16 protein-coding genes are annotated in these 19,669 nt (G+C 31.8%); 10 read left to right on the top strand and 6 right to left on the bottom strand.

Annotation, left to right across the window (positions count from 1 at the left end; all coding sequences use genetic code 11):
* Nucleotides 1-10: 10 nt before the first annotated feature.
* The 3 genes from BLV37_RS02485 to BLV37_RS02475 all read left to right on the top strand — a co-directional run bounded on the left by BLV37_RS02485 (nt 11) and on the right by BLV37_RS02475 (nt 2,737).
* Nucleotides 11-799: a M15 family metallopeptidase gene (locus tag BLV37_RS02485; RefSeq protein WP_244270452.1), complete on the top strand. Its 789-nt coding sequence runs from the start codon at nt 11-13 to the stop codon at nt 797-799.
* Nucleotides 800-857: 58 nt separating this feature from the next.
* Entirely contained in the window at nt 858-1,337 is a 480-nt protein-coding gene (locus BLV37_RS02480) for a peroxiredoxin (protein ID WP_091726775.1), read from the top strand.
* 155 nt (nt 1,338-1,492) lie between these two features.
* On the top strand, nt 1,493-2,737 hold the full coding sequence (locus tag BLV37_RS02475) for a M16 family metallopeptidase (protein WP_091726772.1): 1,245 nt from the start codon (nt 1,493-1,495) through the stop codon (nt 2,735-2,737).
* Nucleotides 2,738-2,815: 78 nt separating this feature from the next.
* On the opposite strand, the gene BLV37_RS02470 is transcribed toward BLV37_RS02475, so the two are convergent.
* Nucleotides 2,816-3,808, bottom strand: a complete 993-nt coding sequence (locus tag BLV37_RS02470) for an aspartate-semialdehyde dehydrogenase (protein WP_091726769.1) — start codon at nt 3,806-3,808, stop codon at nt 2,816-2,818.
* Between the two features lie 309 nt (nt 3,809-4,117).
* Here BLV37_RS02470 and BLV37_RS02465 point away from each other — a divergent pair, with 309 nt between their 5' ends.
* From BLV37_RS02465 to BLV37_RS02450, 4 genes are all read left to right on the top strand, one after another.
* Nucleotides 4,118-5,404 carry an L-cysteine desulfidase family protein gene (locus BLV37_RS02465; protein WP_091726766.1) on the top strand — a complete coding sequence of 429 codons (1,287 nt, stop codon included), beginning with the start codon at nt 4,118-4,120 and terminating at the stop codon, nt 5,402-5,404.
* Nucleotides 5,405-5,492: 88 nt separating this feature from the next.
* Nucleotides 5,493-6,062, top strand: a complete 570-nt coding sequence (locus BLV37_RS02460; RefSeq protein WP_091726764.1) for a xanthine phosphoribosyltransferase — start codon at nt 5,493-5,495, stop codon at nt 6,060-6,062.
* Between the two features lie 189 nt (nt 6,063-6,251).
* The gene (gene yjbM, locus BLV37_RS02455) at nt 6,252-7,034 is read left to right on the top strand and encodes a GTP diphosphokinase (protein WP_091726761.1); all 783 of its coding nucleotides are present in this window, start codon (nt 6,252-6,254) and stop codon (nt 7,032-7,034) included.
* 84 nt (nt 7,035-7,118) lie between these two features.
* Nucleotides 7,119-7,442, top strand: coding sequence for a carboxymuconolactone decarboxylase family protein (locus BLV37_RS02450; RefSeq protein ID WP_091726759.1), 324 nt, complete (start codon nt 7,119-7,121; stop codon nt 7,440-7,442).
* A 29-nt stretch (nt 7,443-7,471) separates the two neighbouring features.
* Here the strand turns inward: BLV37_RS02450 and BLV37_RS02445 are convergent, their stop codons facing one another.
* The 5 genes from BLV37_RS02445 to BLV37_RS02425 form a co-directional block, all read right to left on the bottom strand.
* Nucleotides 7,472-8,530: a flavodoxin family protein gene (locus BLV37_RS02445; RefSeq protein WP_091726757.1), complete on the bottom strand. Its 1,059-nt coding sequence runs from the start codon at nt 8,528-8,530 to the stop codon at nt 7,472-7,474.
* Nucleotides 8,527-9,783 (bottom strand): Rossmann-fold NAD(P)-binding domain-containing protein, encoded by a 1,257-nt coding sequence (locus BLV37_RS02440; protein WP_091726755.1) that lies wholly within the window; start codon nt 9,781-9,783, stop codon nt 8,527-8,529. Before BLV37_RS02440 ends, BLV37_RS02445 begins: the two co-directional genes overlap by 4 nt.
* 31 nt (nt 9,784-9,814) lie before the next feature.
* Entirely contained in the window at nt 9,815-14,731 is a 4,917-nt protein-coding gene (locus tag BLV37_RS02435; protein ID WP_091726752.1) for a cytidyltransferase, read from the bottom strand.
* 179 nt (nt 14,732-14,910) lie between these two features.
* Nucleotides 14,911-15,813 (bottom strand): LiaI-LiaF-like domain-containing protein, encoded by a 903-nt coding sequence (locus BLV37_RS02430; RefSeq protein WP_091726749.1) that lies wholly within the window; start codon nt 15,811-15,813, stop codon nt 14,911-14,913.
* Nucleotides 15,800-16,249: a PspC domain-containing protein gene (locus tag BLV37_RS02425; protein ID WP_091726747.1), complete on the bottom strand. Its 450-nt coding sequence runs from the start codon at nt 16,247-16,249 to the stop codon at nt 15,800-15,802. The genes BLV37_RS02430 and BLV37_RS02425 overlap by 14 nt, the downstream gene beginning before the upstream one ends.
* A gap of 284 nt (nt 16,250-16,533) precedes the next feature.
* Here BLV37_RS02425 and BLV37_RS02420 point away from each other — a divergent pair, with 284 nt between their 5' ends.
* The 3 genes from BLV37_RS02420 to BLV37_RS02410 are packed head-to-tail and all read left to right on the top strand — an operon-like array spanning nt 16,534 to nt 19,585.
* Nucleotides 16,534-16,944, top strand: a complete 411-nt coding sequence (locus tag BLV37_RS02420; protein WP_244270451.1) for an FHA domain-containing protein — start codon at nt 16,534-16,536, stop codon at nt 16,942-16,944.
* A 12-nt stretch (nt 16,945-16,956) separates the two neighbouring features.
* Nucleotides 16,957-18,204, top strand: a complete 1,248-nt coding sequence (locus BLV37_RS02415) for an FtsW/RodA/SpoVE family cell cycle protein (RefSeq protein WP_091726848.1) — start codon at nt 16,957-16,959, stop codon at nt 18,202-18,204.
* Nucleotides 18,176-19,585, top strand: coding sequence for a peptidoglycan D,D-transpeptidase FtsI family protein (locus BLV37_RS02410; RefSeq protein WP_091726741.1), 1,410 nt, complete (start codon nt 18,176-18,178; stop codon nt 19,583-19,585). The genes BLV37_RS02415 and BLV37_RS02410 overlap by 29 nt, the downstream gene beginning before the upstream one ends.
* Nucleotides 19,586-19,669: the final 84 nt, after the last annotated feature.

Genomic DNA, 19,669 nt, shown 5'->3' with positions numbered 1-19,669 from the left:
GGGGTAACTAATGGCGGAGAATAAAAGGAGTATTGATATTATTAGGATTCTAGCCTTAGCAATAATAATTTTGCTAATGGTGTCACTAGTATTGAACAAGGCTTATAAAGGTAATAAGAAAAAATCAGATATGGAAATAATACTACAAGATAATAGCATATTGAATACTAATGTCATCAATAAAGGTGATAATTATGAAGCTGATGAGGAAAATGTATTACCTGTTTTTATGTATAGTAGCTTAACAGAAGACATTATAGAAAAAATATCTGGATTATCCTACAAAGAGAATTCTCCTGTGGATATAGATGAGCTATCCTACATATGTGTTACATATTGGGGTTTTGATGATATAGAGCATGTAGGAGAATTGATAGTACACAAAAAACTAGCCATGGAGGTTATAGAAATATTTAAAGAGCTTTATGAGGCTAGATTCCCTATTGATAAGATTAGGCTAATTGATGAATATGGTGCAGACGATGATTTGTCAATGTCAGACAACAACTCATCAGCGTTTTGCTCAAGAGAGGTAACAGGTAAAAAAGGAGTGTTTTCAAACCATAGCTATGGTGTGGCCATTGATATAAATCCAGTACAAAACCCTTATATAAAGGATGAGATTATACTTCCCAAAGAAGGAAAGGAATATCTAGATAGAGATAATATAAGGCAAGGCATGATAATAAAAGGGGATGTTTGTTATAATGCCTTTATAACTAGAGGATGGACTTGGGGAGGAGAATGGAGCTCTTTAAAGGATTATCAGCATTTTGAAAAGAGGATAAAAGATGATTAGAGATATAAATTGTGGGTATTAGGTCCTATAAATAGATACTAAAAAGGGGGACCATTTTATGAGTATTAACACTTCTATGACGGGAGAGAAGGCACCAAGCTTTAGCCTTGTATCAGACATGGGAAAAGATATTTTATTATCTGATTTTGTTGGGAAAAAAAATGTGGTGCTTTATTTTTACCCTAGGGACAACACACCAGGCTGCACTACTGAGGCTTCAGAGTTTAAAGAATTACATTCTGAGTTCGAGGAGCTAGACACAATAATACTAGGTATAAGCAAGGACAGTATTAAATCTCATATTAAATTTAGTGAAAAGCTAGAATTGCCTTTTATTTTGCTTAGTGACGAAGATTTAAAAATACACGAGCTATATCATGTGTTAAAGCCTAAAAAGCTTTATGGAAGGGAGTATATAGGTACGGAAAGGTCAACCTTCGTAATCGATAAAGAGGGAATAATTAGAGGCGAATTTAGAAAAGTAAAAGCAAGTGGACATGCAATGAAGGTTCTGGAATTTATAAATAATAATATGTAATTATTATTTAATTTTTAAACTGGCTGTATGAAGTATTCAATACAGCCAGTTTAAATTTTAGTATTAAAGACTATCATTTTATCTATAAATCATTTATAATATCATAGTTAGGGATAGAAATTATTCCTTTAATATTAAGGTTAGGAGTATTGTTAATGGGAAGACAGTTTTTTGATTGGAAAGAGTATGTTTTAGACAACGGACTTAAGATAATTACTATAAAGAAAGACACAGAGCTTTGTTCTATACATTTAGGAGTTGATATAGGTCCTGTTAATGAAGAGGAAAATGAAAAGGGACTATGTCATTTTATTGAGCATATGCTTTTTAAAGGTACTAAATCAAGGACAAACATAGATATAGATCAAGATCTAGAAAATAGAGCAGGTTCATACAATGCTTACACAACCTATACCTCCACAGTATTTTCTATAACAGCTCTTTTTAATGAGCTTGAAGCATCTATGGAGATATTATCTGATATTATTGTTAATTCAACTTTTCCATCAGAGGAAATAGATAAGGAAAGAGGAGTAATACTAGCTGAATTTAGAAATGGCTATGATGATGTAGAGCAATATAGCTTTAGCCAAGTGAATAAAGCAGGCTTTGAAAAAAGTCCTCTAAAATACGATATATTAGGCAAAGAAAGCCTCGTAAAAAGCTTTACCAGGGATGAAATAATAGCTTTTTATAATAGATACTATATCCCCAATAATAGTGCAATAAGTATAGTATCATCATTGGAGCACGAAGAGGTTTTCGAAAAGACAAGGGAGTTTTTTGAAAAGTGGGAAAGTAAAGAACTTAAGAAGAAAGAAATAATAGTTGAAAAAAATCGTAATGTTGAATTAGTTTCATATAAAAAGGAAATAGAGCAAAACACTATTGTATATCTTTACACCTTTTATAATCTAACTAGAGATGAAGAGCTTGCTTTAGACATATTAAACCATAAGCTAGGTGAAAGTCCAAATTCTATCCTTTTTAGAGCATTGAGAGAGGAAAGGGGCATTGCCTATGACATATATTCTGAAATAGATATTACTGATTATATTAAGACATTGTATATATACTCTTCCACATCTGAAGAAGATATATTTGAGGCTAAGAAAACCATAGATTATTGTATAGAAAGCATAGTAAACAAACATGCTTTAATAAATGAGAGCAATATATCTTTAATGAAAAAAGTAATGAAAACAGGTATAGCTTCTATTCTTGAGGACTCTGAGGGCTTAGGCAATTATGTTCTTCATCAAAGACTTATGAATAAAAGAATAGACGCATTTGTTGAAGACTTAGAGGCTTTAAATAATATTAAAGCGGAAGATGTATATGAAGTGGCTAAAAAAGTTTTAATCAATCCTACAATTCATATGCTACTAAGCCAAAAATAAAATTATAATAATAGGACTGCTCATTTTGAGCAGCCCTATATAGTAGAACTTTAGAATTTCAGACTATTACATAAGTATTTATAAGTTTTTTGCTACTAGTTCTGCTATTTGAACTGCATTAGTTGCAGCTCCTTTTCTAACATTATCTGCCACAACCCATAGATTTATTCCATTTTCTACACTGAAGTCTCTCCTAATCCTACCTACATATACCTGGTCTTGACCGTCTACAGTTATTGCCATAGGATATATGTTCTTATCCGTATTATCCTCAACTACGACTCCATTACTCTTATATAAAACCTCATATATCTCTTGCATTTCGAAAGCTCTTTCAAACTGGAGATTTACAGACACACTATGGCAATTCTTAACTGGAACCCTAACCGTAGTAGCTGTTATTTTAAGGCTAGGGTCATTTAGAATTTTTTTTGTTTCTTCAATCATTTTCAACTCCTCTTTAGTATATCCATTATCCATAAATGTATCTATATGTGGAATACAATTGTACGCAATTGGATGAGGATATTTTTTGTTAGCTATACCATTTATTCCATTTTCTAAGTCTGCAATGCCACCTACACCTGAGCCTGAAACAGCTTGATAAGTTGAATAGACAATTCTTTCTATCTTAAAAGCATCATGAAGTGGCTTTAATGGCACAACTACCTGTATTGTCGAGCAGTTTGGATTAGATATTATACCATTGTGCCATTTTATATCCTGTGGATTTACCTCAGGCACTATAAGAGGAACATCCTTATCCATTCTCCAAGCACTACTATTATCTATTACAACTATACCTTTTTCTTTTGCCTTGGGAGCATAGTCTTTACTTATATCTCCTCCTGCGGAAAATAGGGCAATATCTATGTCCCTATCAAAGGAAGCATCATTTAGCTCTTCAACAATATATTCCAAATTATTGAATTGAACTGTTGCACCCTTTGATTTTGCAGAAGCATAAAGATATAAATTGTTAATAGGAAAGCTTCTTTCCTCCAGCATTTTAATAATTGTTCTTCCTACCATTCCTGTGGCACCAACTACTGCAACATTTAGTTTTTTCAAAGTAACACCTCCACTATAAGTAAAATACACCTTCTATCACTATTGAATAGAACTATTATTTATACTATTATACACATAAAGCCCGTGAAAATAAAATGATATATTTAAAATCCATGAATAATAATCATTTGACAAATTTTTAGAATGATTGAAGATTAATAACCTAGACCATAATTTAATATTATCATATGAGCTATTATACTATTTGTGCAAAATATAATATTTTTGTAATTGATTCTTTATTCTAAGGTAAATATGATAAAATTAAAGCAAAAGGTTTATGGCATATTGTTTGAAAGGAATGATAATATGAAGTTTTATGAGAAAGATAAAATTATAGAATTATTGAAAAGAGAAATAGTTCCTGCTCTTGGGTGCACTGAGCCTATTGCAGTTGCATTAGCTTCAGCAAAGGCAAAGGAGATATTAAATGCTTTTCCTGATACGATTGAAATACTAGTAAGTGGAAATATTTTAAAAAATGGAATGGGAGTAGGTATTCCAGGAACAGACATGACAGGACTTAGTATAGCAGCAGCTTTAGGTGCTATAGGAGGTAGATCAGAGGAAGGTTTAGAGGTACTAAAATATATATCAGAGAAAGACATAAAATTAGCAAAAGAATTTGTTAAGTCTGAAAAAGTATCAGTAAGCTTAAAGAGTAAATGTGAAAAGCTATATATTGAATGTATCTGTAGAAAAGATGATGAGTACTCAAAGGTAATTATTAGAAGAGAACATTCTAACATTGAGTACATAGAGCATAATGGGGATATAGTCTGCAACAATACTGAAAAATTAGATAATCTTATACAGAAAAAAGATAATGAAGTAGAATTAAGCATAGAAAAAATATATGATTTTGCAACAAGTGTAGATGTATCAGAAGTAAAATTTATTTTAGAAGGTATGAGGCTTAATAAAGCAATAGCCGAAGAGGGCTTATCAAAAGAATATGGTCTACAGGTAGGTAAAAAAATAATTGAAAATATCCATAAAGGCATTTTATCTAATGATATCATGACTCATGCTATGGCATTGACTGCAGCAGCATCAGATGCAAGAATGGCAGGATGCATGATGCCTGTTATGAGCAACTCTGGTAGTGGAAACCAAGGTATAACAGTTATGCTACCTGTTGTAGCAGTGGGAGAGAGATTAAATGTAAGTGAAGAGAAGCTTATTAGGGCTCTAGTCATAAGTAATCTAGTTGCAATCCATATTAAACATCATCTAGGCAAGCTTTCTGCCTTATGTGGCTGTGTAATTGCTGCAGGTGGTGCAAGCAGTGGAATCACATATATATTAGGTGGAGATGTACAAAATATTTCCTATGCAATAAAAAACATGGTTGGTAATATTTCAGGCATGATATGTGATGGAGCTAAGATAGGATGTGCTCTTAAGGTATCCACCGGTGCAAGTGCTGCTGTACAATCTGCATTATTAGCTATTGATGGCATAGAAGTTTCTCATATGGAGGGTATTATAGACAGGGATATCGAAAATACTATTATAAACTTAGCCAATATTGGTGTAGAGGGAATGGGTGAAACAGACAAGTTAATTCTTGATATTATGTTAAATAAGAGTTAATATATAGATTAAATATTATAAGAATAATATATATTAATTTAAGGGACGTTCTTAGTAGATATGTCCCTTCATAATAGGAGGTTATCAAATGGAGCTGCTAAAGAAAAAAATATTAGATGAAGCGGGAGTAGAAGAGGGACATATTTTAAAAGTCGATAGCTTTTTAAATCATCAGCTAGACATAGCTTTTTTAAATGAGGTAGGAAAAGAATTTAAAAGATTATTTAATGACAACAATATCACTAAAATACTTACTCTTGAAACCTCAGGCATTGCTATAGCAAGCATAGCCGCTCAATACTTCAATGTACCTGTAGTATTTGCAAAAAAAATAGAAACTAAAAACCTAGATAAAGAAACATATGATAGTGATGTATATTCTTATACAAAGGGTAGAACATACAAGATAAGAGTTTCAAAAAAATATATCCTCCCAGAAGACCGTATACTAATAATAGATGATTTTCTAGCCAATGCCCAAGCTGCATTGGGTCTAATGGATATTATAAATAAAGCAGGGGCAAAGCTAGAAGGAATAGGTATAGTAATTGAAAAAGGATTTCAAGATGGGGGAGAGCTTTTAAGAAAAAAAGGTGTTAACCTACAATCACTAGTTATAATAGATTCATTAGAGGAAAATAATATTAAATTTAGATAAGCTAAAAAGAGAATTGGTAGCTAGTTGCTTTATTTATCTAATAAGTAGTATAATATTTTTGGGGAAACATCAAGTATACCATCCTATAATCTTGACCTTAAGCTGTATTAATGATTGAATAATTTAACTGATTTTAAGATATGCTTTTATTTAGCTGTAATAATATAGGATAAAGGCAGGGGGGATTATATGATTTTATATTGGGAGAAAATATTAATACCATATGAACAAGCTGTAGAAGAGCTGAAGGTAAAGTTTAAGGCAATAAGAAATGAGTATAGGAGACTTGATGAATATTCGCCTATTGAATTTGTAACAGGAAGAGTTAAGGCTATATCTAGCATTATTGACAAGGCTAGACTTAGAGATGTTCCACTGGATAGAATTGAAGAGGAAATTGAGGATATAGCAGGTATCCGTATTATGTGTCAGCTTGTAGATGATATTGAAAAAGTGGTTCAGCTTATAAGAGACAGGGACGGCAAGGATATAAAAATAGTTGAGGAAAGAGACTATATAACTAATATTAAGGAAAGCGGATATAGAAGTTATCACATAATAATTAAATACAAGGTTCATACTGTATTTGGAGAAAAGGAAATATTAGCTGAAATACAGATAAGAACACTTGCTATGAATTTCTGGGCTACTATTGAACATTCTCTTAACTACAAATTCTCAAAAAATATTCCAAAGGATATAAAAGAACGTCTTAAAAATGCAGCAGAGGCAGCTTTTCTCTTAGATAAGGAAATGTCTGAAATCAGGGATGATATTGTAGATGCTCAAGAACTTTTTCAGATGAAATCTTCTTTAATCGTAGATATACTAAGAAAAATACAAAATCTATATTTTACAGGAAGAATTAAGGAATTTGAAGGAGTGCAAGAAAGATTTTTAATATTACAGGAAATAGGAGATGTAAATGAGCTTAAAAAATTTAGTAGAGAATTAGATAATATGATATTATAAAATTCTTTTCATTTAGCTTGGTTAATGTTTTGTCATAAGGGTAATAATAATTAACAAAGCATTAATAACCAAGGAGGTATTAGAATGGATAGAATAGAAAAGAACTTTAAGTATTTTTTAGAAAAATACGGACACATATACGAAGCATATGAAACTTATGGGCAAAAATTACATAATGATGGAGGGCCACTTGATGAGAAATCTCGCTGGTTAATAAAGGTGGCAATATCTGCAGCATGCAAGCATCATTATTCTGTAAGAACTCACATTAGAAAAGCATTAAAATGTGGATGTACAAGAGAGGAAATAGAGCATTCTCTTATGCTAGTAGCACCTACAGCTGGATTTCCTGCCTTTATGGAAGCACTAATGTGCTTAAGAGAAGAACTTGATGAGGATGCGTTATAAAATTTACTATAAACAAAAACGGCTATTTTTTATCTTAGCCGTTTTTCTGTTTCTGTTATTACATTCAATGCAAACTCTTTAGCTAAATCATGAATATTTTCAACCTTATTTATATGGCCTGCATCATTTGCAGTAGCCATTAGACTAAAATAAGGTGGAAGCCTAAAGGTTTTATTTATATTTAAAGCGCCTATTAACTGCTTTGCTACAGAATCACTGCCTGAGTTTCCTGATACTATAATACTAAAAAAGCTTTTATTATAAAATTTTGTTTTTCTGAAAAGAGCAGTTAAACGATTGACTACTGCTGAAAGATTTGCTGAAATAGCATCATTATAATTAGGACAAAGCCAAATCAAAACATCGGAATCAAGTATTGCAGGATATACTTCCTCCACCATAATTCCACCGTAAAAGCAGCTAGTCTGTTGTCCATAATGCTTACATATTTTATAGGGACATCCTATGCAATCTTGTACAGTTCCATTTTCTATATGTATCTCATTAACAGTATGACTTCCTAAATGCTTCTTTACCATATCCCATAGCATTAGGGTATTAGAAGTATGCTCACTACTTGCATGCAGCACTAATATCTTAGGGTTTTCAACAGCTGAGAGATGAGGGTCTTTAAGTCTCATGCTTAAGTCTCTACAGCTATCTAAACAGACATCAATCAGTGGTTTTTTAGATACCTTTTGCATAGTTAAGAAATTACTTAAAGAACCAGTTGCTTCTACTAAGGGCCTTCCTAGGAAAGAAAGACCAAGCTCATTAGTTAAAAATATAATATCTCTTGCAACTGTTTTAGTATACAGTTCAGTATTACTATGCATAAGGATTCCACCTATGGAGCTATATAAGGCCTGTTTTCCTCTTCTGAATATTTCTGTAAGAATCCTATATAATCCTAAGTTAATACCTGCATCGTTAAGCTCAACAGCAAAAATTATTCTCTTGTTTTGTAGATTAGGAAGGTTTTTTTCATCCCTAATAAATATTGGGTTCCAGCCTTCTATAATCTCATCAATCATTTGAGATAATACATCTGAGGTCTTTTCAGGTATTATTAGGTATAGATCCATCATATAATATCAGCCAGCCTTTCAAAGGTTTCCTCTAATTTTCTTTCTAGCTCAACTGGGAGATTTAATCTTTCAAGCTCTGTTCCAGAAGGGGTTAATCTGTTTTTAGCACCCATATAAGCTCCACCAATATAGGTAGCACTGTAGTGCCAGTTACCTTTTATGGTTGCTATTATTGAAAGAGCACCAGAGGATAGGGCAGGGGCTATAAAAGGCTTATATCCAACAGCTCTAACTTCTAGATTAGCTCCCAAGGTTTTCTCAGTTAGATATTCAGATAGCTTTTCATCATAATTTTCAATACTATTAGCTATTATTAAGCCCTGACCATGTGGACCAAAGGCTCGTCCTTCAGCATCATATGATGCTGTAAGTGGATTTTTAGAAGCATAATAGGCAGCTCGTCCATTCATTACTCCAAGCCCATAGCCTCTTATTTGCTCTGGAGCAAGTCCATTATAGTCTACTATGCCTTGAGAGTCCTTATTGCTTTCTATAAGGGCAACTTTACACAGTAAATCAACAGGGTCTGACACTACAGCAAATATTCCTTTAAAGCCTTTTTCTCTTGCCATATGGGCGTATTCACTTATGATTTTAGAGTTGCTTTCAAACTGATAAAGCCTAACATCCTTTACATCTTCTCCAACCTGAGGTACATTTTTTGAAGCACAAAATACAAACATATGACAATTGAACAGCTCCTCCTTAGGTATGGCCTTGACTAAGGGATATTCCTCTTCGTTAAAGGCATCTAGTATTTGGTTTGCTTCTAGCTCCCATCTAGTAGTAGACTCCTTAGACCTTGAGTATATACCTATCTGGGATATACAGCTACTTCCTAAAAGCCTAAGTCCCGTTAATAGAATTCCTCCTACATCACCAAGTCCTACTAGGTTTATTTTCCACTTTGCTGGGTGAGAGTAGTCTAAAAGGCTTCTCCAGCTATAGTTTGTATTAATTCCCATGACCTTATTAGAGTAGATTTTCTTAAGAATCCAATCATTAATTTCATAGTCCAATTTTTCAGGTGTTTTTAGCAAGCTTAAGTCTTCATTTTTTAAATATAACAATGAAGGGTCTGAAACAGAGAAGCTCCTTCTAGATGCTTTTAACTCTAGCTCTGTAAGAAAATAGAGGATTCCTTCTGAATTTATAGCTTCTCTTTCTTGTATTTCATAAAGCTCATTATACTTTCTAAAAGAAAACAATGTTTTTTCATTTACCTTATAAAAATACACATGCATCCCTCCAATATTTTTGAACAGAATTATAGTTGTAGCTAATCTAATACTTGTTTTCTAACCAACAACTAACAACATCCTTTATCCTTCCTAATCGTTCTAAATCATTTTGCAAATATTCAGAAGGCTTAAGATTAAGGTCATACTCTATATTTTTGCCTAAATCAGGGCATCTAGGGTAGGTAAATACTTCGCCTAGATGTTTAAGAGTAAAGTTTCTTTCATTAGAAATAAGATATTCTCTTTCTATAGCATTTAATACATCTATAGAATTTAATATACATATTTCTGACAAGTTAATAATAGCATCGCCCCTTGTATTTTTCATAAATGTAGGAGACATATAAGGCATAATAAAATTAATAGATGGCATCATATATCTTTGAGGCGAATCTCCCCTCCATACTGTATCTCCTCCAATAAAAGGATACATTGCACTTTCATTAAACCATACTCTCAAATTAGGTATGAAATAAGCAAAATCAACCTTTCTTCCTTGCATATCCATTAATTCCTTTCCTCTTCCAGAAAGAATACCAACTATTATCCCTTCTACATTTATTTTTTCCTTTTCTAAATAGGGACTTATTGCTCTTATTCTATAGCCTTTGTGCAATAAATCATCTACTAGGATTACTGGTTTATTAAAAGAGCCTAATAGCTTAATTTGATTTTTAAGACTCATATAGTACTGAGAGGGGCCAACATTAGAGTACTTTAAATCAGGCTGGAATATTTTTTCTATATGCATTGATTTAGTCACAGTATTTGGAATTATAGAGTCCTTTAATATGGAGCCAAAGGGTACGCATACATGACTTCCCAAAGTCCTAGGCTCCATGACCTCTACTGGAACATGATTAGTTTCGCAAATTTTATCTATTAAGGTTTTATGCATCATATCCCTATCAAATGACAATATAAGATTTCCAGGATATAGACTAGTTAATGCAAGCTGTAGTTTTTTTCTAGCTAGTTTAATGACTTTAATTATATTAGGATTGCTTTTAAAAGGCTCCTTAATTACTGTTTCAATGTCTAAGCTTAAAGTACAAGGATTGCCCATATTTACTGTAAATATAGTATTATCTCCACAGGAAAGGGGTAAAGGCTGAAATCCTTGAAGTCTTAAGGTTTCATATATATGCTTATACACAGGATAATCTATTAGATTTCTATAAACTGTATAAGTATAGTCCTTTGAAATACATAGAGCAAGGGTTTCAGTAAGCAATATTTGATTTAAGTCATGGATATTATTAGATAGGGGGTCAGTATATATTCCTTCTACCAACAATACTCTGCCTAGGGTATTAGTCCTAATGTATTCAGCTATTTCCTGGGATTCGAACTGACTATATAGAGTTCCAGATCTAATCCAATGAAACATTGAAAAGCCCAGAATTTTCCCATCATTCTCATTATCCTTAAGCAAAATTATGTGTGAATCAGATTTAGATTTTATTCCTGATATTTTATCAAAGGCCCTTTCATCATCTTTAAAAAAGAGAGAACATAGTTTAAAAAGCAAGTCATCATTAATGTTTTTTATTACTTCAACAGTTTTTGAAGTAGCCTTAAATAAAGTCTTATATTGGGGCTCTCTTCTATATACTCCATATTCATAAATATATTTTTGTGCAAGGGGATCTATCAACTGAGAAATATCTCTGTTTTCATCTATATAAGTTCTGATTTGAGTTGAGCTAATCTCCTCATATTGTGGTGGCAATGATAATCTTATAGTTTCAGCTTGAATATTTTTTATAGCCTTCTCTAGCTTTGCATCATCATACTCAGTAGAAATAAAGCTTCTTCTATCAAAGATAATATGAGGAAAGCTATGGATTGAATCTATAGTTTTTTCCTTTTTATAGCTAGAAGCATTTAAAATGACGTCACTTCCTACAACCATATGAACATTTGAATAAGGAAAACAACTTCTTAAGGTTTTCAAATCTTGGTCATTTACTATATTTATCTGTATATCCTCAGGGAACAGATGTATTCCAAGCTCATCAGCAATAGACATATTTATTATTTCCCGTCTCAATAGATTAGGTTGAGTTCTTTTAGACCAGGAGAATTCATCAACAGCCAAATACACCTCAAATCCTAAGTCTCTTATCGCCTTTGCTATTTCTTTGTGGCTCAAGGAAAAAGGATCAAAGGTTCCTGGAAAAAATGCCACATTGTAATTAGCCTTAGCTTGTATTTTTCCATAATAGAATACATAATCAGATATAAATCTATAGATATGATTAAGGGCAGCAGAATTATTTAAGAAAACAAGCTCATTTTCATCTATTTTATCTAGTAAAGTAAGGATTTTTTTTGAAATTAGATGGAATATTTCTCCCTTTTCTCTTAAGCTAAGGTCTTCTGAACCAAGTATTTCCTTACCTATTACCCTGAAGGCTTCATGATTTATCTGATAGTCGTAGTTAACTAAACCATTTAAAAGAATACCAAGCATTTTCATCAATCTATCCATACGCTTTTCTTCTTCCTCGAGAAATCTCTCCTTGTATGTAGGATAGTTAGAAACAGCACTTCCAATAGTTCTGAGTAGTAGAAAAGTAATCTGTGGACTAGATTGTCTAATTTTTTCAATAAAATCATCTATTATTTCATCTAGCTCTGTAGGATGTAAATACAGCATCATTTTTCCTAAATAGGGAGGGATATATTTTGTAAACTGGAATCCTTGCATTTCAAGGGCACGTAAAAGCTCAACACTAACATCATTTCGTTCGTCAAGGGATAAGCTAGGAAATAGCTGTAGAAGAGCCTTACCAGCATGAGTCCTAACATTTTCAGTTGCACTTACCTTGATGAGATTGCAATAGTGCATTGCTGTATGAAGACCATTTTTTTTTGTTTCTTCTAGAGCAAGGTCAAGAAGAAAATCTACAGATATTTTTTTAGTTATCCATCCTGTTGCAGTTTTAAGATTTTTAAGAAATACATCTGGTGACTTTTCATAATCAGCTAAGAAAAAGCCTTTGAATTTTTCTTTTATTGTAATTTGGAAACTTAAGCTTTGGGATATTTTATATTTTAAATAGTTGATTGCTGGCACTTGGGAGTAATCTGTTTTCTGAGATAGTATATGGATTATTTTGTTAAAGTACTCACTGCCTTTATCTATTTGATAGGTTAAATAATATATAGAATCTAAAATAGAAAGCTCAACGTCTAGGTTGTCTATTAAGAGTATTTTATATATAAAGTTGAATAATTTTTCTAATTCTATGTCCTTATGTTTGTTGAAGGGAATATGTTTTATAGTTTGAATTAAGTAAAAAACAGTATCCTCGTTAAATACATGCACTTTTTCGTAGTAGTTTAAAAGCACATAAATATAATTTTTTTCTTGCTCTAGGCTACAATGTTTAAATAGTGAGGCAATCATATCTCCTAGGCTAAACCCTATCCATTCCTGATGAGCTTCAATTATTTTATGATCAGGAAATAAGAATGAATTGATGTATTTATTTAATAGCTCACTGCTGGATATACCTGGTGGGCTCAATACTACATCATCGGGTACTTCCTTCCTATATACCTCATCAAAAATAGCTATAAAGGTTCCTATTAATTGAGCACATTGCTTTCTTACATCTTCCTCCTTATGGGTTAAAAAATCATAAAGGAAATTTAAGGTTATAATTTTTTGCTTTTGTGTTAAAAATGTGGAATACTCCTCAAAAATATTAATATATCCACGAAGTTTTTTCCAATCACCTTCACTAGCAACCATTTCTAAAATAGTATTTAAAGATGCTTCATTTCTAAAGATATTCATTAGGTGTATATTATGATTTATAGCTTTGTATTTAATATTATCCACTATTTCTTGACCTTGCATTAATGAAACATGTTTTTTCTTTTGCTCCGAAATGATTATTTCTTCTAAGTCTATATTTATTCCTAAGCTTATCATATAATCCTCAAAATCCTTTAGCTTTGCGTAAACTCTTTTATATCTATTTTCTTTTTCTAAATCTACATTGTCTAATTTATTTAATATTATTTCAAATGAATCCTTCAAGGAATAAATGTGCATATTCCTATTACCATTAGGAAGCTCCATGTTTTTTACTCTAAAGTCAGAATATATTAGGACTAGAGATTCTATAGGCAGGTTTTCTAGTTCTAGATCCCAAGTAGAGTGGTATGTAGCAATATGGCCTATATAATGTATGTCATATTTTTTAAACCATTGGTCAGTATAGTAATAGTGCAGGTAAGGAACTTTTTCAAGCTCTTTTCTGCTGCAGCCATATTTCCCAATATCATGACCAGCTGCAGCACCTGAAACCTTTTCAAGATCAATAGGAAGCTTCTTATTTTGTAGCTGTTTTCCTATATGTAATGCTAAATAATGAACACCACAAATATGCTCAAGAGTATTATGATTAGTCAGCTCTTGATGTAGCTTCATCATTTCATAAACAAAATTTTGATTGAAAGCTTTTTTAAATATCATGTACTCAGAGGAGTAGTTAACGGAGCTTTTTTCTTCTTCAGATTGTAGGAAAATAAGCGGATATGTACCTATAAAGGTATCAGTGTCTATTGTTTTTTCAATTTCAGAAATATCATGAAGTACCTTTAAATAAAGGTTGACCCGAGATTCAAACATTGGTTCAAAGCTTATCTCAACAGCATTAGAAAAGGATTTATTAAGGGCATATTGGTATGCATAATTTAGCCAGTTATTGGGCTTGTTAATATTATCTATTAGTTCAAATAAGCCTTGACAAAGGTCAAGTACTGAAGAACAGCTAAAATCCTTTTTTTGAGCTAAGCTGTAGACCTTGCTTTTAAATGACTCATCTGATATGTACTCACTAATCTTTTTTTTGTTTAATGAAAAGCTATTTATAAAACCTTCATGAAGTAAAGTTTTTACTAGCTTATCATATATATTTTCATATAATGCTCTAGTATCCATAGAGACCTCCTGTTAAGTAGTTGGTGACTAATGAATATTCTTTTAAATAATTTTACCATTTAATAGCTTCTTAGTAAAGGTAATCCATGGGCAATATGTTCTCATACTTTTATTTCAACAAAAAAACTCTCTTTCCTTAAAAATGCATTTTTAAAGAAGAGAGTATACTGAAATTTTTTTTATTCAACTTTTATATCTAAATTTCCTACTCCTATTTCAATATTTATGCTTGCCTTAGATAAAGCAGCTTCATAGTTAGGAGAAACATACCAGCCATTTATAAGCTTCCAATTTAATTCCTTAAGATTGCTGTGCTTCAATCCGCCTTCAAGCTTCACTCTTACTCCTAAGTCCTTTGGAACAACTAAATCAATATTTGTTGCCCCTGCTTCAATTTCCACATTTAAGTTTGGGACATTAGTTCCTAAAAGCAGCTTTAAATCACCAGCACCAAATTCCATATCAATATTATTGACCATTAGATTTCTTAAATCCATATTACCTTTTACGGCACCAATATGGCCATTAATATCCCAGAAGATTTTATCATTAAGATAAAAATTACCCTTGTAGCTATTCTTATTGTTAAAGCTTCTTCCCCAAAACATTTTTGTAACATTTTCTTTAAAAGTAAACTTTGCAATTTCTCCATTGTTAAAATACTCAACATTTTTCTTAACATCTGGACTACCAACAAATCCATCTAACAAAAAGCTTTCTGAAGGATTAAGGTTTAAGTCAACAGCAGCAAGATCTAGATTTAAGATTGATGATTTAATATTACTTTCAATTGTGTATTCAACACCTATATTATTGTTAAGATTAGAGTTTAGCTCAGAGGCTTTATACTGTAGATAAAATCCATAGCCTATGATTATAAGGAAGAACAAAACCCAGATTATGGTCTTTATAGTTCTATCACTATTAAAAACTATAGATGCTCCAACAGCTACTAAAACCAAAGGCCATAAATCAAGTGCCACATCAATTATGGACCATTGAATTAGATTTAAATTGTTAAGCAATAAAAATATTCCAATGAATACTATAACTATCCCCAAGGTAATATTACTTTTCTTCATTACCTGTTCCTCCTCTTCCCTTGAATATTATATATAATCCCACAAGGACTAGGAGAATGCCCCCAAAGTTAACATAGTCAAACCAAACAAATAGCTTTCTTGCAAAGACAAAAACACCTAATCCAATTAAAATAAGACCAAAAATTCTTCTATTTCTTTCATAATCCTTTTCTGACTTTTGATTATTTTGTGTATACCACTGGGTTGAATCTGAATTTATATTTCCACCATGCTCTTCTTTTCTATATCCTAAAGGTGCTTCAGGAATAATAATCATGCATAATAGGTATGCTAGAACCCCAATAGCTTTTGCGAAAAACAGCAATACACATATTAGCCTTACAATAACAGGATCCATCTGGAAATAATCTGCAAATCCACCACAAACCCCACTAATTATTCTGTTATCTCTTGAACGATAAAGTCTTTTGTCCATATAAAAACACTCCTTTCTCTCTTACACAAATTACTATTTAGCAAATAATATTATTTAATTTATATTATTATAGCATTTAACATAAATGTAGACGTAATCTTATTTTATAGTACTTCAAAATTAATGACAAATTATAATATATATAAGATTACGAAGGGATAATTGGGGAATACTCATTATTGGCTTTATAATAAGTATTTTAAAAGTCCATGCTTTATGATAGATTAGTAGCATAAGGACAATATGCTTATGGTGGTGGTTTAGTGTTTAGTTTACTTTCATTAATGTTTAGATATTTACTCATATTGCTAATCTATCTATTCATTATAGGAATAATAAGAATGATATACCTAGATATTAAGAGTATGGGAGGAGCAATTAGCGACGGAACCTCTTATTTAAAGCTTATAAACAGAAAGGATACCTTATCTTTTAAAATTGGAGAAGTATATGTATTAGAAAAAGACGTCTCAATTGGAAGAGGAACTCAAAATAGTATTGTTCTAAGAGATCCCTATATTTCTAAAAATCATGCTAAAATTTCTCTTGATGAAAATGAATTTTTCTTAGAAGATTTAAATAGTGTAAATGGAACCTTAGTTAATGATATAAAGGTAGAAGACGTTGTAAAGCTAAAGGATGGCGATAGAATAAAGTTTGGACAGGTAGAGTTTCTCTTTGTAAAAGGAGACTAAGGAGTGTTAGTATTGATTAAAAAACTTTTTAGCTATAAAGCACCACAGAACCTTTTAATGATAATAAATATATTAGCTTTGTTGCTTTTAGTTACTTTTAATGCTGGGATTGGAAAGAACATTCTATACTCAGCGGTGCTATTAATATTAACTATATATTTATCTAGCTTTCTTCTATATAAGATTTCAAATGGAGATAGCTATATTTTTCTAATAGTTACTATGCTGATTAGTATTGGAATTATTATGATTTACAGAATAAACCCAGCATTTGGCTTTAGACAAACAATTTGGTTTGGAGTAGGAATAGTAGTATTTTTCTTGTCTTATTTCATAGTTAAAAACATAAGAAAATGGGATAAAATGCTTTATTTTTATTTAGGAGCATCATTATTTTTATTTTTAGCTACATTAATTTTTGGCACTACAAATAGAGGTGCTACAAACTGGATAATTATCTATGGCTTTAGCTTTCAACCTGCAGAAATGATTAAATTGTTGTTTGTATTTTCTCTTGCCTCTTATTATGTGTACAAAGAAAAATATAACAATAAGCTTATTTTTTTAGCTGTAGTCTATGCACATATTGGCTTTTTATTTATACAAAAGGATTTAGGAACTGCATTGATTTTTTTCCTTTTATTTATGACTGTGTTGTATGTGTATGAAGAGGATAGAAGATTGATAATATACAATATGATAGGAGCTGTATTTGTAGGTTTTATAAGTTATTTTATCTTTAACCACGTTAAGGTTAGGGTAGAGACATGGTTAAATCCTTGGGCTTTTATTGATGGGAAAGGCTATCAAATAACTCAATCCTTATTTGCTATTGCATCAGGTGGATTTTTTGGTACAGGAATTGGTCTTGGTCATCCTGAATTTATACCATTAGTCCATAATGATTTTATTTTTTCAGCAATATGTGAGGAAATGGGTATATTCATAGGTATTGCAGTAATTCTTTTGTTTCTTCTAATAGTATACAGAGGACTAAAGATAGCTATTTCTCAACAAAATAAATTTTTCAGAATAATAGCATTAGGCATAACCTCCATGCTAGGATATCAAGCTTTTATTATATTAGGGGGAGTTATAAAAATGATTCCACTAACAGGACTAACACTACCTTTTGTCAGCTATGGAGGAAGCTCATTAGTATCTAGCTTTGCTGCTCTAGGGATTTTGCAGGTTGCTTCTGAAGAGCTTGATATAGAACAGGAGGAAGAAGATGAACACAGAAGTCAAGAGGATAATTAGGTTGCTAATAGTTTTATGTACTATGTTTATTAGCTTAATATTATATATTAGCTATTTTCAAATATTTACTGCTGATAAAATAGTGGGGAATAGCTATAACAAAAGACAATGGATTAATGAAGAGAATATCTTGAGAGGTAATATAGCAGACAGAAAAGGAGTTGTACTAGTAAGTAGCGAGAAAAGGGATGGAACACAGGCTAGAGCCTACAAGTATAGTGAGATATACAGTCATATAATAGGGTATAGCTATAAAGAGTATGGTAAATCTGGAATTGAATCAGTTTATAATAAAGAGCTACTTGGATTAAAAGACATGAACCCTATTGAAGAATTGAAAAACATTTTAACAGATGGTGAAGCCTTAGGAAACAACCTTATATTAACTGTAGATCATGACATTCAAAGCTATGCATACAAATTACTTAATGGGAAAAAAGGTGCAATAGTGCTTATGAATCCTAAGAATGGTGAGATATATGCAATGGTAAGCAGTCCTTCATTCAATCCCTCAAATTTAAAGGAAAAATGGGAGGATATCGTTTCAAGTGAAGATAGTCCCTTATTAAATAGAGCAACTATGGGTGTTTATACTCCAGGCTCTATATTTAAGATAATAGTTGCAGCAGCAGCCTTAGAAAGAGATAAGATATCTGAGACTTATAACTGTGAAGGCTCAATAAATATAGACGGATATATTCTTAAGGATTATCAAGGAAGTGCACATGGAGAAATCAACTTAGGGGAAGCTTTAGCTCAATCTTGTAATGTTGCCTTTAGCCAAATAGGCCTTGAGCTGGGAGAAGATAAGCTTAGAAAAACCTCAGAAAAATTCATGCTTAATAGTAATATACCCTTTGACCTACGAACAGCTAAATCTATTTTTCCTGAAAAGATAAGCAATAAGCCAGAACTTGGAGCTTCTGCAATTGGTCAGGGGAAGCTTTTAGTCACTCCTTTAAATATGGTCATGGTAGCTTCAGCAATAGCTAATAATGGGGATATTGTAAAGCCCATACTAGTAAAAGAAATAGTAAATAATGAAGGTAAAGTATTAAAAAGCAGTAAAACAGAAATCTTATCAAAAGCGACTAGCGTGGAAGTATCTCAAGGACTAAAAGAAATGATGATTCAAACTGTAGAAAAAGGTACAGGAAAAAAAGCAAGAATTAAAAACATAAAGGTAGCTGGGAAAACAGGAACTGCACAAAACGAAACAGGCAAAGAACATGCTTGGTTTGTAGGCTTTGCACCTGCAGATGAACCACTAGTATCAGTAGTAGTTATTATAGAAAACAGCGGCAAAACAGGAGGAACTGAAGCAGCACCAATAGCAGGAGATTTAATGAAAAAAGCAATACAGGTATTAAATAAAAAGTAAGGAGTATTTATACCTCCTTATTTTTTTGTAGCAAATACGGACGGACTTAAATATATTAATAGTAGCAAAAGACAAGGGAGGTGG

This window comes from Proteiniborus ethanoligenes (assembly GCF_900107485.1).
Lineage (GTDB): Bacteria > Bacillota > Clostridia > Tissierellales > Proteiniboraceae > Proteiniborus > Proteiniborus ethanoligenes.
The sequence above is the reverse complement of the archived record's forward strand: the minus strand, read 5'-3'. Positions and strand labels throughout refer to the sequence as shown.

Coding starts and splice junctions, on each gene's coding strand:
- BLV37_RS02485 (WP_244270452.1), top strand. CDS start 11: ATGGCGGAGAATAAAAGGAGTATTGATATTATTAGGATTCTAGCCTTA.
- BLV37_RS02480 (WP_091726775.1), top strand. CDS start 858: ATGAGTATTAACACTTCTATGACGGGAGAGAAGGCACCAAGCTTTAGC.
- BLV37_RS02475 (WP_091726772.1), top strand. CDS start 1,493: ATGGGAAGACAGTTTTTTGATTGGAAAGAGTATGTTTTAGACAACGGA.
- BLV37_RS02465 (WP_091726766.1), top strand. CDS start 4,118: ATGAAGTTTTATGAGAAAGATAAAATTATAGAATTATTGAAAAGAGAA.
- BLV37_RS02460 (WP_091726764.1), top strand. CDS start 5,493: ATGGAGCTGCTAAAGAAAAAAATATTAGATGAAGCGGGAGTAGAAGAG.
- yjbM (WP_091726761.1), top strand. CDS start 6,252: ATGATTTTATATTGGGAGAAAATATTAATACCATATGAACAAGCTGTA.
- BLV37_RS02450 (WP_091726759.1), top strand. CDS start 7,119: ATGGATAGAATAGAAAAGAACTTTAAGTATTTTTTAGAAAAATACGGA.
- BLV37_RS02445 (WP_091726757.1), bottom strand. CDS start 8,530: ATGATGGATCTATACCTAATAATACCTGAAAAGACCTCAGATGTATTA.
- BLV37_RS02435 (WP_091726752.1), bottom strand. CDS start 14,731: ATGGATACTAGAGCATTATATGAAAATATATATGATAAGCTAGTAAAA.
- BLV37_RS02430 (WP_091726749.1), bottom strand. CDS start 15,813: ATGAAGAAAAGTAATATTACCTTGGGGATAGTTATAGTATTCATTGGA.
- BLV37_RS02425 (WP_091726747.1), bottom strand. CDS start 16,249: ATGGACAAAAGACTTTATCGTTCAAGAGATAACAGAATAATTAGTGGG.
- BLV37_RS02420 (WP_244270451.1), top strand. CDS start 16,534: ATGTTTAGATATTTACTCATATTGCTAATCTATCTATTCATTATAGGA.
- BLV37_RS02410 (WP_091726741.1), top strand. CDS start 18,176: ATGAACACAGAAGTCAAGAGGATAATTAGGTTGCTAATAGTTTTATGT.